The 14278-nt window shown below is 44.1% G+C and carries 17 protein-coding genes; 8 read left to right on the forward strand and 9 right to left on the reverse strand.

Annotated elements, in window-relative coordinates; genetic code table 11:
- Nucleotides 1–4: 4 nt before the first annotated feature.
- From lptB to AAC006_RS03945, 6 genes are read right to left on the reverse strand one after another with little or no spacing between them, the layout of a single operon-like run.
- On the reverse strand, nt 5–730 hold the full coding sequence (gene lptB / locus AAC006_RS03920) for an LPS export ABC transporter ATP-binding protein (protein WP_013785359.1): 726 nt from the start codon (nt 728–730) through the stop codon (nt 5–7).
- Between the two features lie 2 nt (nt 731–732).
- A complete protein-coding gene (gene lptA / locus AAC006_RS03925; RefSeq protein WP_126872498.1) occupies nt 733–1296 on the reverse strand; it encodes a lipopolysaccharide transport periplasmic protein LptA in 564 nt (187 codons plus the stop codon).
- Complete coding sequence (lptC, locus tag AAC006_RS03930) at nt 1265–1843, reverse strand: LPS export ABC transporter periplasmic protein LptC (RefSeq protein ID WP_013785357.1); 579 nt, start codon at nt 1841–1843, stop codon at nt 1265–1267. Before lptC ends, lptA begins: the two co-directional genes overlap by 32 nt.
- A complete protein-coding gene (kdsC, locus tag AAC006_RS03935) occupies nt 1840–2406 on the reverse strand; it encodes a 3-deoxy-manno-octulosonate-8-phosphatase KdsC (protein ID WP_126872499.1) in 567 nt (188 codons plus the stop codon). Before kdsC ends, lptC begins: the two co-directional genes overlap by 4 nt.
- Nucleotides 2406–3380 carry a KpsF/GutQ family sugar-phosphate isomerase gene (locus AAC006_RS03940; protein WP_126872500.1) on the reverse strand — a complete coding sequence of 325 codons (975 nt, stop codon included), beginning with the start codon at nt 3378–3380 and terminating at the stop codon, nt 2406–2408. Before AAC006_RS03940 ends, kdsC begins: the two co-directional genes overlap by 1 nt.
- Nucleotides 3380–4336 (reverse strand): calcium/sodium antiporter, encoded by a 957-nt coding sequence (locus tag AAC006_RS03945; protein WP_126872533.1) that lies wholly within the window; start codon nt 4334–4336, stop codon nt 3380–3382. The genes AAC006_RS03940 and AAC006_RS03945 overlap by 1 nt, the downstream gene beginning before the upstream one ends.
- Nucleotides 4337–4771: 435 nt before the next feature.
- On the opposite strand from AAC006_RS03945, the gene mlaF reads away from it, so the two are divergent.
- The 7 genes from mlaF to murA all read left to right on the forward strand — a co-directional run bounded on the left by mlaF (nt 4772) and on the right by murA (nt 9476).
- Nucleotides 4772–5572 (forward strand): phospholipid ABC transporter ATP-binding protein MlaF, encoded by an 801-nt coding sequence (gene mlaF / locus AAC006_RS03950; protein WP_126872501.1) that lies wholly within the window; start codon nt 4772–4774, stop codon nt 5570–5572.
- Nucleotides 5569–6345, forward strand: coding sequence for a lipid asymmetry maintenance ABC transporter permease subunit MlaE (gene mlaE, locus AAC006_RS03955; protein ID WP_013785352.1), 777 nt, complete (start codon nt 5569–5571; stop codon nt 6343–6345). Before mlaF ends, mlaE begins: the two co-directional genes overlap by 4 nt.
- A 9-nt stretch (nt 6346–6354) precedes the next feature.
- The gene (gene mlaD, locus AAC006_RS03960) at nt 6355–6828 is read left to right on the forward strand and encodes an outer membrane lipid asymmetry maintenance protein MlaD (RefSeq protein WP_013785351.1); all 474 of its coding nucleotides are present in this window, start codon (nt 6355–6357) and stop codon (nt 6826–6828) included.
- Between the two features lie 98 nt (nt 6829–6926).
- Nucleotides 6927–7592, forward strand: coding sequence for an ABC transporter substrate-binding protein (locus AAC006_RS03965; protein WP_126872502.1), 666 nt, complete (start codon nt 6927–6929; stop codon nt 7590–7592).
- The gene (locus AAC006_RS03970) at nt 7589–7897 is read left to right on the forward strand and encodes an STAS domain-containing protein (RefSeq protein WP_126872503.1); all 309 of its coding nucleotides are present in this window, start codon (nt 7589–7591) and stop codon (nt 7895–7897) included. The genes AAC006_RS03965 and AAC006_RS03970 overlap by 4 nt, the downstream gene beginning before the upstream one ends.
- A gap of 44 nt (nt 7898–7941) precedes the next feature.
- The gene (locus tag AAC006_RS03975; protein ID WP_126872504.1) at nt 7942–8199 is read left to right on the forward strand and encodes a BolA family protein; all 258 of its coding nucleotides are present in this window, start codon (nt 7942–7944) and stop codon (nt 8197–8199) included.
- Between the two features lie 14 nt (nt 8200–8213).
- Nucleotides 8214–9476, forward strand: a complete 1263-nt coding sequence (gene murA / locus AAC006_RS03980) for a UDP-N-acetylglucosamine 1-carboxyvinyltransferase (RefSeq protein WP_013785347.1) — start codon at nt 8214–8216, stop codon at nt 9474–9476.
- Between the two features lie 114 nt (nt 9477–9590).
- Here murA and AAC006_RS03985 read toward each other — a convergent pair whose 3' ends face one another.
- The 3 genes from AAC006_RS03985 to AAC006_RS03995 all read right to left on the reverse strand — a co-directional run bounded on the left by AAC006_RS03985 (nt 9591) and on the right by AAC006_RS03995 (nt 12801).
- The gene (locus AAC006_RS03985) at nt 9591–10661 is read right to left on the reverse strand and encodes a trypsin-like peptidase domain-containing protein (protein ID WP_041452585.1); all 1071 of its coding nucleotides are present in this window, start codon (nt 10659–10661) and stop codon (nt 9591–9593) included.
- Nucleotides 10662–10915: 254 nt separating this feature from the next.
- Entirely contained in the window at nt 10916–12283 is a 1368-nt protein-coding gene (locus AAC006_RS03990; protein WP_126872505.1) for a DegQ family serine endoprotease, read from the reverse strand.
- A gap of 80 nt (nt 12284–12363) precedes the next feature.
- The gene (locus tag AAC006_RS03995) at nt 12364–12801 is read right to left on the reverse strand and encodes a DUF1043 family protein (protein WP_013785344.1); all 438 of its coding nucleotides are present in this window, start codon (nt 12799–12801) and stop codon (nt 12364–12366) included.
- Nucleotides 12802–13064: 263 nt separating this feature from the next.
- Here AAC006_RS03995 and zapE point away from each other — a divergent pair, with 263 nt between their 5' ends.
- Nucleotides 13065–14162 carry a cell division protein ZapE gene (zapE, locus tag AAC006_RS04000; RefSeq protein WP_126872506.1) on the forward strand — a complete coding sequence of 366 codons (1098 nt, stop codon included), beginning with the start codon at nt 13065–13067 and terminating at the stop codon, nt 14160–14162.
- Nucleotides 14163–14278 lie beyond the last annotated feature (116 nt).

Raw genomic sequence — 14278 nt, forward strand, 5'->3', positions numbered from 1 at the left:
GTAACTATAGCCTGAATTGTTCTCCTAGGTATACATCCCTTACTTTCTGATTACTTAAAACTTGTTCTGCCGTCCCTTGCGCGATGAGTTCGCCTTGGCTCACAATATACGCTTTCTCACACACATCCAGTGTTTCTCTTACGTTGTGATCGGTGATGAGGATTCCAATTCCTCTGTCACGAAGATGTTGAATGATCTTCTTTATATCATTAACCGATATAGGATCAACACCAGCAAATGGCTCATCAAGCAAAATAAATTGCGGATCGGCTGCTAATGCTCGTGCGATTTCTACTCGGCGGCGTTCACCACCGGATAAACTCATACCCGTACTATTACGTATATGGTTGATATTAAATTCATCAAGTAGCGCATCGGCTTCTTGTTCTTGTTCTGATGAACTTAACCCTTTACGGGTTTGCAAGATAGCCATGATGTTCTCAAACACCGTCAATTTTCTAAAAATAGAGGCTTCTTGCGGCAAATACCCAATACCGCGGCGAGCACGTTCGTGCATGGGCTCGTGGGTTAATTCGCTGTCATCAATACTGATTTTGCCCTTATCTAGAGGAACTAAGCCAACAATCATGTAGAAGGTAGTCGTTTTACCGGCACCATTCGGGCCGAGTAATCCAACGATTTGCCCCGTCGATACTGATAAGCTTACATCGCGAACCACTTGACGTGCTTTATACGCCTTTGCAAGGCTCTGTGCGCTCAACGTTGCCATGATTAATTGTCGTCCGCCTTATCGTCTTCGTTATTCGATGACGCTTTACGTATTGCCTCAGGGGTAAATACGGTAGTGACTCTGCCACCTTCGCCGTCTTCGCCGCCTGTTGCAAGTAATTGTTCAGTGACCATGTCGAAGGTAATCTTGTCGCCTTGTACTTTACTGGTGTCTTGCTGTAGCTCAGCATTTCCTTGTAAAGAAATAGTTCGATTTACTACTTCATAGCGAATTTCATTGGCCTTCGCTGTGACAGGAGCACCGTCTTCAAGTTTTTGCGAATAGCTGGCTGGTTTGCCGCGAGCCACGAATATCTCTCGTCCATCACCTTCGCTGGCAATCACTTCAACTTCATCGGCATTTATCACCAAAGAACCTTGAGTAATCCGCACATCATCTTTAAACAATGAGGTTTTGTTTTTACCGTCAACGAATTGCGATTTCGAGTCAACTTTAATCGGTTTGTTAAAGTCGCTTTCAGCCGCTATAGCCACAGTAGCGAATAGGCTAACAGCGAGGCTGGTCGCTAATGCTTTAGTGGCTAGGCGAATAAATGGTTTGTACATGGTCTATTAACTCGTATTCCTGGGTACGCAAATTAGCGTTAAACCCATTGCTGTTAATCACATATTGTAAGCCACGTATTTCCACGGGCTGATCAGATGTCATTTGCTTAGTGTACAGGTTTATCTCTATAAACGCTGTGCGTATTGTTCTTACAAAGTCATCGACACTTTGGTTTTCAATAACGACATTATTTTCTAGCTGTATCAATTCGTTATTATACAAAGTGCCTTCTGTCGCGGTAACTTCCCACGGTGACTGTGCATCGTCGGTATACAATGTATATCTGGGCTTTTGGAATAAAACAAAGCCCAATTGGTCGTAATGTTCCATCGACGCTGCAAATACTTTGTGATTTAGCTGTCCTTCTTGATTATATAAGGTGGTCGTTAGGTTTTTGGCTTTATATGCAGGCTTTAATGCGTCCGGCCCTTGATCAGATTGCTGAGCAGGATCTTCGTCCATCCAAATAGGAATATACAGGGCGGATGCCAATATAAATAACACCGAAATACTTAAGCCTAATCGGTCAAAACCTAATACCTTCATACGCTAGCACCTTGAATTCCGTGTAGCTTGTCGTTTGCTTGAAGCAAGGTGTCACATATTTCGCGAACGGCCCCGAAGCCGCTGGGCAACGTGGTGATCCAATTCGCTTGCTGTGCAACCACAGGGTGGGCGTCTTTTACCGCAATTCTTACATTAGCGTGAGGATACATGCCCGTATCAGGCATATCGTCACCAACTACCGCCACATGTTCGGGCTTAAGTGATAAGCGAGCCATCAGTTCAGCAAGGGCGTCAGATTTATTTTCTTCACCCTGCACAATGTGTGCGACATTCAGCGCTTTCATTCTATTTTCCACAATGGCAGAGCGCCTGCCCGTAATGACCGCCACTGCCACACCTGAATTCACAAGCGCTTTAACACCATAGCCATCGCGGGTATGAAATGCTTTTAACTCTTCGCCAGCATTACCAAGGTAAATACGGCCATCTGAAAACACACCGTCCACATCACAGACTAATAATCGAACTTGTGTTAACGAGGAATACAACGCCGTTGGCATAGCGGTATAAAGTGTATTTACGGTTGTTTGGGTGTCGCGCATTATAAAACTCCCGCTTTAAGTAGCATGTGCATATTGAATGCGCCTACAGGCTTGCGGGCTTCATCCGTTACCATAAGCGCACTTATCTTATGAGTTTCCATTACATTTAGCGCTTCTACGGCGAGTTGTTCAGGCGTTGTTGTTTTACCGCCTTTAGTCATCACCTGCGTAACCGTGGCAGTATGCAAGTCTATGCGGGCATCTAAAATACGACGTAAATCACCATCGGTGAAAATTCCAATTAAAACGCCATCGCTATCGATAACACCGGTCATACCCAGCCCCTTTTTGGATATCTCCAATAGTGCTTCGGCAACCAAGGCGTTTTCGTCTACCAAGGGTAATTCGCTACCAGTTAGCATGATGTCACTCACTTTCAGCAGTAATTTTCTGCCTAAGCTGCCACCCGGGTGAGAAAGCGCAAAGTCGTCAGAGGTAAAACCTTTACGATCAAGTAGGGCCACGGCAAGGGCGTCACCCATTACCAAGGTAGCGGTGGTACTAGAGGTAGGTGCTAAGCCTAAAGAACACGCTTCTTTTTCTACACTGATATTCAACACCACGTCTGCGTGCTGTCCTAATGAACTGGTTACGCTGTTGGTCATTGCTATAACAGGCACATTTAACCGCTTCACAATGGGCAGTAAATTGACTAGCTCTGCGGTTTCACCAGAATTAGAAATAGCGAGTAGCACATCACCTTTACTCAGCATGCCTAAGTCGCCATGGTTGGCTTCACCTGGGTGCATGAAAAACGAAGGTGTTCCGGTACTGGCAAGCGTTGCTGCTATCTTATGCCCGATATGCCCAGATTTACCCATTCCACACACGACAACTTTGCCCACACAGTTTTGTAATAAATTACATGCGGTAACAAAATCATCGTTCATACGCGATGAAAGCGCTGAAATTGCCTGCGCTTCAATCTCTATAACGCGCTTGGCTGAAGTGATGAAGCTATTTTCTTGTGACATTACGCAAAAAGCCAAAATTGATAACCAATAAAGCAAGCAATCAATAAGCCGCCATTTCTTCGGCTTATTCGTCGATTACCCATTAAGGTGAAACTAAACAAAAATAGCAATAGGGTTAACCCGAGTACAACGAACATATCGCGGTTATACACATCGGGGTCTAATGTGCCAGGCGCTATTAGGCCAGGCATGCCTAATACAGCAAGCAAGTTAAAAATATTAGAACCAATAATATTGCCTAACGCTAAATCATCTTCCCCTTTAAGCACGCCAGCAATGCTGGCAGCCAGTTCGGGTAAACTTGTGCCCAACGCAATAATGGTCAGGCCGATAACTAAATCTGACATGCCTAGGTATTGGGCTATTTCTACTGCTGAACCCACTAAGAAGTGTGCACTTAACGGTAACAGTATTAGACCAACGACAATCCAGAAAACAGCGGAAGAGGTGGGCACATCGTTAGGGATTTCATCTGTTGTCTCACTTACTAACGGGTCTTCTTTATCTACTTTCATAGATAGCCAGCCCATTAGGCCTAAAACAATCACGAAGAGGCTAATAAGGATAATACCTTCCAGATGAGTAAGCTCGCCATCGAAAAGAAAAACCACGGCAATGATGGTAATTACAAGCAGGGCGGGGAGTTCACGCTTTAACGTAGAGGACGCAACAAGAAGCGGTTTGACTAGTGCAGTAATACCAAGCACAAGGGCAATATTGGTAATATTTGAGCCTAATGCATTCCCTACGGCGGTATTCATATTACCGTTAATAGATGCCGCAGCTGACACCACAATTTCAGGTGCAGACGACCCCATTGCGACAATGGTTAAGCCTATCATCATGGGCGCCATACCAATATTCTTGGCGAACGCTGATGCACCGTAAACAAAACGGTCTGCACTCCAGCTAAGTACAATCAGTCCAACTAAAAAAATGACTACGTTTAAAAGCACAACAACCAGCATAGTTAGGAATTTCACAAGATTGTCGCAAAAACAATGCCATTTGCCTATGGGAACTATCGCTTATTTTAGGAAAGGTGGTATTAAGTGCCCCTTTGATCGTGCTTACTGATTGAAAATTATTCGAATTTTGTAAATTCGAATAAATCGAACATAACTTGTAACGTTTTGCTTTTGTGCCGCGCTTGAAAAAGCGTACAATGTCACTAAATTACACTGCTCAGTAAACTTTATCGATTTAACGTACTCAAAGGCATAGAACTTGCCTTGGCTTTAGCTGTTATGTAAAGCCGTTATGGAAAACAGTATAGCGTTAAAGGCGACTTAAGTAGCTTAAACCTTACATCTATAGGAAGTGAGTGATGTGCATCATTACTTGCTTTGCTGGTATCACTTATTATTCAAGGGTCGATAAATAAAATCGCTATGGACCATTTAGTCGAGATAGACAACCTAACCTTTCGACGCGCAGACCGTGTTATTTATGACGGTATTACGCTGAGCATTCCGAAAGGAAAAATTACGGCCGTTATGGGCCCCAGCGGTATAGGGAAGACCACCTTACTGCGCCTTATTGGCGGGCAATTAACACCAGATGAAGGTGATATACAGTTTGATGGCGACTCTGTTGTCGCTATGAGCCGTAAAGAGCTTTATCAAGCACGTCGTCGAATGAGCATGCTTTTTCAAAGCGGTGCTTTGTTCACAGACATGACCGTTTTTGACAATGTGGCGTTTCCGCTGCGTGAACACACCAAGTTATCGGAAGATCTTATCGCCACAACTGTCGCATTAAAGCTACAGGCTGTAGGCCTAAGAGGCGCAGCGCAACTCATGCCAAGCGAACTTTCTGGCGGTATGGCACGTCGTGCAGCATTAGCCAGAGCTATTGCGTTAGACCCAGACCTTATTATGTACGATGAACCTTTTGCCGGCCAAGATCCGATTTCAATGGGTGTACTGGTTAAATTAATCAGAGGGCTTAATGACGCACTAAACTTAACCAGCGTAGTGGTAACCCACGACGTGACTGAAGTGCTCACTATTGCCGATTATATTTATATTTTGGCAGACAAACGGGTAATTGGTGAAGGAACCGCGCAGCAAATTAGAGAAAGCGACTCAGAGCTGGTTCAGCAGTTCCTAAAAGGTAAAGCCGATGGCCCTGTGCCGTTTCATTACCCTGCTCCGGATATAGAAAATACCTTTTTCGGAGGGGATAAATGAAGTTCTTCCAATCGATAGGCGCTAAAACCATTGGCAAGTTAACTGCCATTGGCCGTGCTACCTACATGTTAATGGGAGCGCTACTTGCCCTTCCTAGATTAAAAAACATTCCGCTTACCATTAAACAGGTTCATGTGGTGGGCGTTCAGTCTTTGTTAATTATTATCGTGTCAGGATTGTTTATTGGCATGGTAATGGCGTTGCAGGGCTATACTATTTTAGTTGATTACGGCGCTGAAGGTAGCTTAGGCCCTATGGTGGCGTTATCGCTGCTTCGTGAGCTTGGTCCTGTAGTTACCGCATTATTGTTTGCTGGTAGAGCTGGTTCTGCACTAACTGCGGAAATTGGCTTAATGAAGGCAACTGAACAAATTAGCAGTTTAGAGATGATGGCGGTTGACCCGCTAAGACGTATTGTCGCGCCGCGCTTTTGGGCGGGCATCATTTCAATGCCAATGCTAGCGCTGATATTCAGTGCGGTCGGTATTTTAGGCGGTCACCTAGTGGGCGTTGATTGGTTGGGTGTAGATGTTGGCAGTTATTGGTCAATTATGCAGTCTACGGTGGAATGGGGCGAAGATGTGGTAAACGGCATCATTAAAAGCCTTGTTTTTGCCTTGGTTGTCACCTGGATAGCCATATTTAAAGGTTACGATTCTATTCCTACATCGGAAGGGATCAGCAAAGCTACTACAGAAACTGTAGTGTATTCTTCATTAGCAGTATTAGGGCTGGACTTCGTGCTTACCGCCCTTATGTTTGGCATTGAGTAGGGTTGAGTCATGAATAAATATAAATCTGAAGTATTGGTTGGCATGTTCGTTGTATTAACCATTGGTGCAGTTATGTTGCTGGCACTAAAAGTGGCTAATCAATCGGTAGGCGGCGATGGTGATACCTACACCCTATACGCTAAATTCGACAACATCGGTGGTTTGAAAGCACGGTCATCTGTAAAGGTCGGGGGTGTGAACGTTGGTCGAGTTTCTTCCATCACACTTGATCAAGAAGACTTCACGCCCGTAGTAGAGTTATCGATTTTGAAAAGCTACGACGGCTTTCCAGAAACCAGCTCAGTTTCAATCCTGACTTCTGGCCTGCTGGGTGAGCAATACGTTGGCTTCCAGCCAGGTTTCTCGTTTGACGGGGTAGCAAATCTTAAAGACGGCGATTATTTGCAAGATACGAAGTCGGCATTGGTATTAGAAGATTTGATAGGGCAATTCTTATTTAGTCGCGGTAGTGACGAAGAATAAGAATACGAAGGTTAATTAGAATTAATAAAGACCTGATGAAACCAAAAAGGGAATTGTCAGGTCTGTTGTAATAAGAATTTAGTTTCAGGAGATAGGCATTGAAAAAGTTAATGGTAATAATGAGTGTGTTGATGTTCTCTTTAGTGGGAATGGCGCAAGCTCAAGAAATCAACGAGCAAAACCCGTATGAATTGGTTAAAGGCGTTGCTTCTAAAACCTTCGATAGAATTAAAGCGAACCAAGAAGCGGTTAAAGCTGATCCTGAAATGTTGCGCACCATTATGGAAGAAGAGCTAGTCCCTCATATCGACTATAAATTTGCTGCTTTCATGGTATTGGGCAAGCACTTTAAATCGGTTCCACAAGAAAAAATGGGTGAATACATTACCGTATTCAGACAATATCTTATTACGTCTTACGCGGTAGCTATGGGCTACTACGACAACCAAACGGTTCAGTTTGAGCCTGAGTCATCGTTTGATGATAAAAAATCAGTAACGGTTCGCGCCGTAGTACAAGATCCTAAGCGCCCAGAAATCAAAATTGCGTTTAAAGTACGTAGAGACTCAAAAACAAATGAGTGGAAAGCATACGACATGGTAGCTGAAGGTATCAGCATGCTAAATAGTAAGCGCAGCGAGTTTGAATCTATCCTTCGTCAAGACGGTATTGATGCAGTGATTGCGCTAATGAGAGATAAGATTGGTAAGCCTGTTGAGCTAAACCAAGATGAGCCTATCGATTTTGACGGAGAGAGTGCGTGAGCCTTTTTCAGGTTAACGATAACGCCCAAGTCAGCGTGCACGGTCATTTAGATCGTGACACTCTGTCTAAAAATTTTTTTGAAAGTTTAACCTCATCGCAAAGCGCTATATTGGCTAAAGCCGGCACGTGTTGTATAGATTTGGGCGATGTTGAGCGAGTAGACAGTGCTGGATTAGCTTGGATATTAAACGCAATTAGGGATGGAAAGCGTGAGGGGATTAATGTTAGCTTGCGTGAACTCCCAGAAAAATTACGTAAACTGGCTAAAATAAGCGACGTTGATGGCTTTTTACCAGTAGAATGATCCTAATTAGCTAGGTAAAGAACAAGCAGGTAAAGAAGTAAGTTATGGAATTGTCCGAAATTGAAAAAATTCTCACCGACGCCCTAGAGCTTCATGAAGTTCATGTAAAAGGCGAAGGTTCTCATTTCAACATTATCGCGGTAGGCGATATTTTTAATGAAATGAGCCGCGTTAAACGCCAGCAGGCTGTTTATGCACCTTTATCAGATAAGATTGCAGATGGGTCTATGCATGCCATTACCATCAAAACCTTTTCAGTAAAAGACTGGGAGCGTGAGCGCCAGTTTCACATTCCTCAGTAAGCAGGTCTTTTTTCGTGGATAAACTTGTTATAAAGAAAGGCCCTGCACTACAGGGAACCGTGCGTATTTCCGGTGCTAAGAATGCTGCGTTACCACTACTAATGACCAGTTTGCTTAGCGACCAGCCATGTCGTTATACCAACGTGCCTCGACTGCGTGATATTAATACCACAGTAGCACTACTACGAGAGCTAGGCGTTGAAGTAGCACAACCTGCTGCGAATGACGTGGTGTTAGACTCAAGTACGCTGCAAAGCATTACAGCTTCATATGAATTAGTGCGTACCATGCGTGCCTCTATTTTGGTGTTAGGCCCTTTGCTTGCAAAGCAAGGTAAAGCAAACGTATCACTTCCTGGCGGCTGCGCGATAGGTGCACGCCCTGTTAATCTTCATTTGACTGGCCTTGAAAAGATGGGCGCTAAAATTGAAGTAGACGAAGGGTATATTCGCGCTGAAGTCGATGGCCGTTTAAAAGGTGCTCGCATCTTCATGGACATGGTGAGCGTTGGTGCTACTGAAAACCTAATGATGGCAGCGGCGCTGGCAGATGGCACAACCGTGCTAGAAAATGCCGCACGTGAGCCTGAGATTGTCGATTTAGCTAACTGTCTTATTCAGATGGGCGCGGTTATTTCTGGCGCAGGTACTGATAAAATTACGATTGAAGGGGTAGAAACCCTAAATGGTTGTGATTATCGTGTACTGCCAGATCGTATTGAAACTGGTACTTTCTTAGTTGCTGCTGCGGTAACTGGCGGAAAAATTCGTTGTACTCACGCTGCACCGGAAACGTTAGAAGCTGTTATCGATAAGCTTGAACAAGCCGGTGCGGTTATCACTTTAGGTGAAGACTGGATTGAGCTAGACATGCAAGGCAAGCAACCTAAAGCGGTTCGCGTTAAAACCGCACCACACCCTGCATTTCCCACCGACATGCAAGCCCAGTTCGTTACATTAAACTGCGTTGCGGAAGGCACAGGTGTTATTACCGAAACGATATTTGAAAACCGTTTTATGCACGTGCCAGAGCTACAACGCATGGGCGCTGAAATTGCCCTTGAAGGTAACTCTGCGGTATCTAAAGGGAGTTCTGCGCTTAAGGGCGCACCTGTAATGGCAACCGATTTACGTGCATCTGCAAGCTTAGTGATTGCTGGGCTTATTGCCGATGGCGAAACCCATGTAAACCGTATCTATCACTTAGATCGCGGTTATGAAGCCATTGAAGAGAAGCTAGGTGCACTTGGCGCCAACATCGAGCGTGTAAAAGAATGAAGCGCTAATTAACGGCTCATAAAAAAAGCGCCTTATGATTATTTATCATAAGGCGCTTTTTTGTGCTTGATATAAAAGCTTTTGCTTGTAAGCGTAGGCTTGCGCTACAGCGCCTTATTCTTGGGCACGCAGCTCAGCAACTAAAGCGTTAATAGTAAGCGGGTTACCACCACGGCTAATTTCAAGCTCTAAAGTAGTACCAGGCGCAGTTTCTGCAATCATGTCTAACGTTTTAGATGCACTTTCTAACCGGATGCCGTCAATGGCTAATATAATGTCACCTGGTTGCAAGCCAGCTTCATCAGCAGCGCTACCGTTAGCCACCGCTGTAACTTCAATTCCAGGGCGATTTCGGTACTCACCACCAATAAATCCTAGTTGACCACGAATAACACGGCCGTTATTGATAATTTTGTCCATCACTCGCTTAGCGAGTTCGTATGGTACCGCGAAGTTAATACCATCTACATTCCGAACACGATTACGAGAATCACGTACCTGGAAATTTGCGTTGGTAATACCCAGCAATATACCGTTGCTATCAACCAGTGCACCGCCCGAATTACCTTGGTTCAGCACGGCATCGGTTTGAATGAAATCAACGTAGTTAGATAGACCGTTGCGTCCAGCGCGGCTCACAATACCTTGAGTAATCGTTTGACCTAAATCGAAGGGGTTACCGATAGCCATTACCACATCACCTACATGAATATCTGGCTCAGAAACTTGGGGAATAATGTGTAAGTTGTCTGCAGTAACTTTCAATACTGCTAAATCGGTAAGTGGATCGTTACCAACTATTTGTGCTTCCAGAATTCTTCCGTCTTGTACCGCAACATAAATACTATCAGCATTTTCTACCACATGGTGACAGGTAAGAATGTAGCCGTTTTCGGTCATGATTACGCCTGAACCTAAACTGGCGCGCTCTCTAGGCTGATTACGAAACAACCCAGTGTCGTTCTCGATACTGACACTATAAATATTCACTACAGCAGGGGCAGAGCGGCTTAAGGGGGCAAAATAGCTCTCACGGCTAGCACTCACAGAGGGCTCAGTGAAAAGTCCTTGTGTCAGGCCGCTACCTTGACGTAAATCCGGCAGTAAAAACAACAGAAGCAAGGCTACTATTGTTCCAAGGAATATTGATTTTATGATGAAATTAACTATCGAGCTGCCAGTCACAAGCCACACTTACGTTGTTTTTAATGCCAAAGCACTTCAGCCCACAAATTTGAGCCAAAATAGATGGCAAAATAAGGCTATGTGTTAATGGTATTTTTTATTTGATTAAGTTAAAGGATATCACCTTATCCGTCAATCTGTCGTCTTTAATCCGATTGGGTATAAGCATTTTACGACAAACCCACATTTTCACTAAATTACGCACAAAAAAACAGCGCCTATGGGCGCTGTTTTAATGCATAAGTTTGCTACAACTACTGACGAATCAATAAGTAAAGCGTAGAGTTACCGCGTTTAACATTAAGGGCAATCACCCCTTTTGCTTTATCTAACGCGTCTCTAAACTCAGCCACAGATGGCGTGCGTAGGCGGTTCACGCCCATCACAATATCATCAGGCTTCAAGCCAATACGTGCGGCGGGGCTGCCGTTAGCCAGTTCAGAAATCACCACGCCCGCATTACCTGCTTCATCAGTGCCATTCGTTAAGGTCGCCCCTTCCAATGCAGGGTGAATTTGTGCAGCCGTGACGGTTGATTGTGTAGCATCGCCAAGTACCACATCCATATTCATTTCCTTACCTTTACGCATAATGGTAAGTTCAACTTCTGCACCTGCTCCCATGCTAGAGATTTTAGCTCTCAACTCTTGGAAGCTATGCAAGTTTCTACCATTAATACCGGTAATGATATCACCCGCTTTGATACCTGCTTTGTCAGCAGCGGAGTCTGGGGTTACTTCGCTTACAAATGCTCCAATATTAACATCAGCATTCATGGCTTCTGCAAGACCAGCGTCTATGTCACTGCCTAGAATACCTAATAGACCACGTCGAACTTCACCGTACTCAGCAATTTGATCGACTAAGCTTTTCATCATGTTACTAGGAATAGCGAAGCCAATTCCCACATTACCGCCGTTAGGACCGAAAATAGCGGTATTAATACCAACAAGTTCGCCGCGCAAACTAACTAAAGCCCCACCAGAGTTTCCACGGTTAATCGCAGCGTCGGTTTGAATGAAATCTTCATAACCTCCAATGTTTAAACCCGAGCGGCCTAATGCACTCACAATACCCGAGGTAACCGTTTGTGAAAGACCAAAAGGATTACCGATAGCGACCACAAAATCACCCACTCGTAGTGCATCTGAATCGGCTAACGGCAATGCAGTGAGATCATCTGAGTCGATTTTTAATAAAGCGATATCACTTTGTTCATCAGAGCCTAGTTTTTTCGCTTTAAACTCACGGCCATCGGTAAGCTTGACAGTAATTTCATCGGCATTATCGACAACGTGGTTGTTCGTTACCACATAGCCTTTATCCGCATCAATAATAACACCAGAGCCAAGGCCCCTAAACGGTCGCTCTTGAACCTGTTCTTGCGGTGCGCCGAAAAAATACTGAAACATTTCTGGCACTTGCTGACGAGAAGTTTGCGTTCCCTCAACAGCAATACTCACCACCGCAGGGGTCGCTTCTTCTAGCATGGGCGCTAGAGAGGGCACCTCATCCTTTTTATCTGAAAAGAACGGCAATGCCGCATAAGAGTTCACGCTAAAGCCAAGAGAACTTACTAATACTGCAGACGCCACGATATACTGACGAAAAGACACTTTCATGCTCGCTTATACTCCTTCAGGTTATTGCGATATTGAATCATTTAACTAAAGACTCTGAAATAACTGAAAAAGTTCCTAAATTATGATTTGTCTGCGGTAGATTGCTCAGAACCGCCGACAAATAGCCCCGACCCTGAATTTGCGAAATCTTTTGGTTGGGTGTCGGAAACTTTATTCACTTTAGACTTTTCAGAACTTTTTAAATTGTTGCGAAGGTAAGACGTCGCTTGTTCACCATAGAAGGGGACTTTAGCGTCTTCATCGTCACTGCTTTGCGTGAGCAATGCTTCGTATTCTTCAATTTGTTGCTTCAGTGTTTCGCACTGACTTTCAATACCTTCAAGGCTTTGACGAGTTTGATGAATATGATGTTGAGCTTGCTGAGCTAATATCTCTTTCACTTGTTGCTCAGTTTGAGCCGCACTATTCCCGCCCGTTTTGGTTTGTACAAAACGACCTATAAAAAAGCCAATGATTAAACCCACCACTAGTAAAGCAAGAGACACTAACAGTTCCATTCTATTCTCCGAATTAACGTACTACTCACATTAAGTACACCTTGATACGTGCTACTTAATGCATTCGACCATTACTTGAATATAGCAAGAGCCGGTATGAAAAGCGCATAGAGATCGCATTAATTGTGTTTATACGAGCTATGCAAATTAACTAGGTGCGATTCTACCGTGATTTCCATTAAAATTAAGGTCATAATTGATAATTTCAAGCAGGTCGGTGCAGCCACGGCCACTATTGACATTTTGCGGGAGTGGAATAGGCGATGACGCCATGGGAAAAATATCAAGCAGATTTGACGTCGCCTGAGTTTCAGTACGATGCAGCACAAGAAAATGCAGTTAAAGAATTACAACGTTTGTTCGACGAGTTAACCCAGCCAGAGAGAAAGCATACCTGGCGGGTAAAACTTAAGTCGGCGTTTGGTAAAGGTCAAAAGAACGCAGGCATTCAAGGCATTTATTTTTATGGCGGCGTAGGCAGAGGGAAAACCTACTTGGTAGATACCTTTTACGACTGCCTGCCGTTCGAAAATAAAATGCGAGTACACTTTCACCGGTTTATGCACCGAATTCATGACGAGCTTAAGCAGCTTACAAACGCACAAGACCCATTAAAAACGATTGCTGCCAAGTTAGCGAAAGAAACCAAGGTGATTTGTTTCGATGAGTTTTTTGTATCGGACATTACCGATGCCATGATTTTAGGCACGCTAATGGAAGAACTTTTCGGTTATGGCATTGTGTTAGTGGCGACATCAAATATTGTACCGGATGACTTGTACAAAAATGGCCTTCAGCGAGCACGCTTTTTACCTGCGATCGATTTAATCAATCAGAATACGCGAGTAATAAACGTAGATAGTGGCGTGGACTATCGTCTTCGTACTCTTGAGCAAGCTGAAATTTATCATTATCCATTAGATGGTGAAGCGATTAAGAATTTGCATGGTTACTTTGCTCAGTTGGCGCCTGAAGCGGGTTCTGAAAACGAAACGATAGAAGTTAATAATAGGCAAATAGACACGCTTAGAGATGCCGATGGTGTGTTAATGATAGAGTTTAATGCACTTTGCGGTGGCCCACGAAGCCAAAGTGATTACATAGAACTAAGTCGTTGTTACCATTCAGTGTTACTGGCTAATGTGAAGGTGATGGGGCAACACAACGACGACGTTGCACGCCGCTTTATTGCCATGGTGGATGAATTTTACGAACGCCACGTAAAGCTGATTATTTCTGCCGAAGTTGCGATGGAAAATTTGTACGGCGAGGGGCTGCTAAACTTTGAATTTAGACGCTGTTTAAGTCGTTTGAGCGAAATGCAATCGCACGAATACTTAGCTACTGAGCACTTACCTTAACCAATAAAAACAGCGAGAGTGCCCGTGGCACTGTATTGTTGGGCATAAAATCGGTAGAATTTGCCCAATTTTTTCTGCTACTGATGGCAGAACTCCATTTGTAAAAAAGAGAATCT

The sequence above is a fragment of the uncultured Alteromonas sp. genome (assembly GCF_963976965.1).
Lineage (GTDB): Bacteria > Pseudomonadota > Gammaproteobacteria > Enterobacterales > Alteromonadaceae > Alteromonas > Alteromonas naphthalenivorans.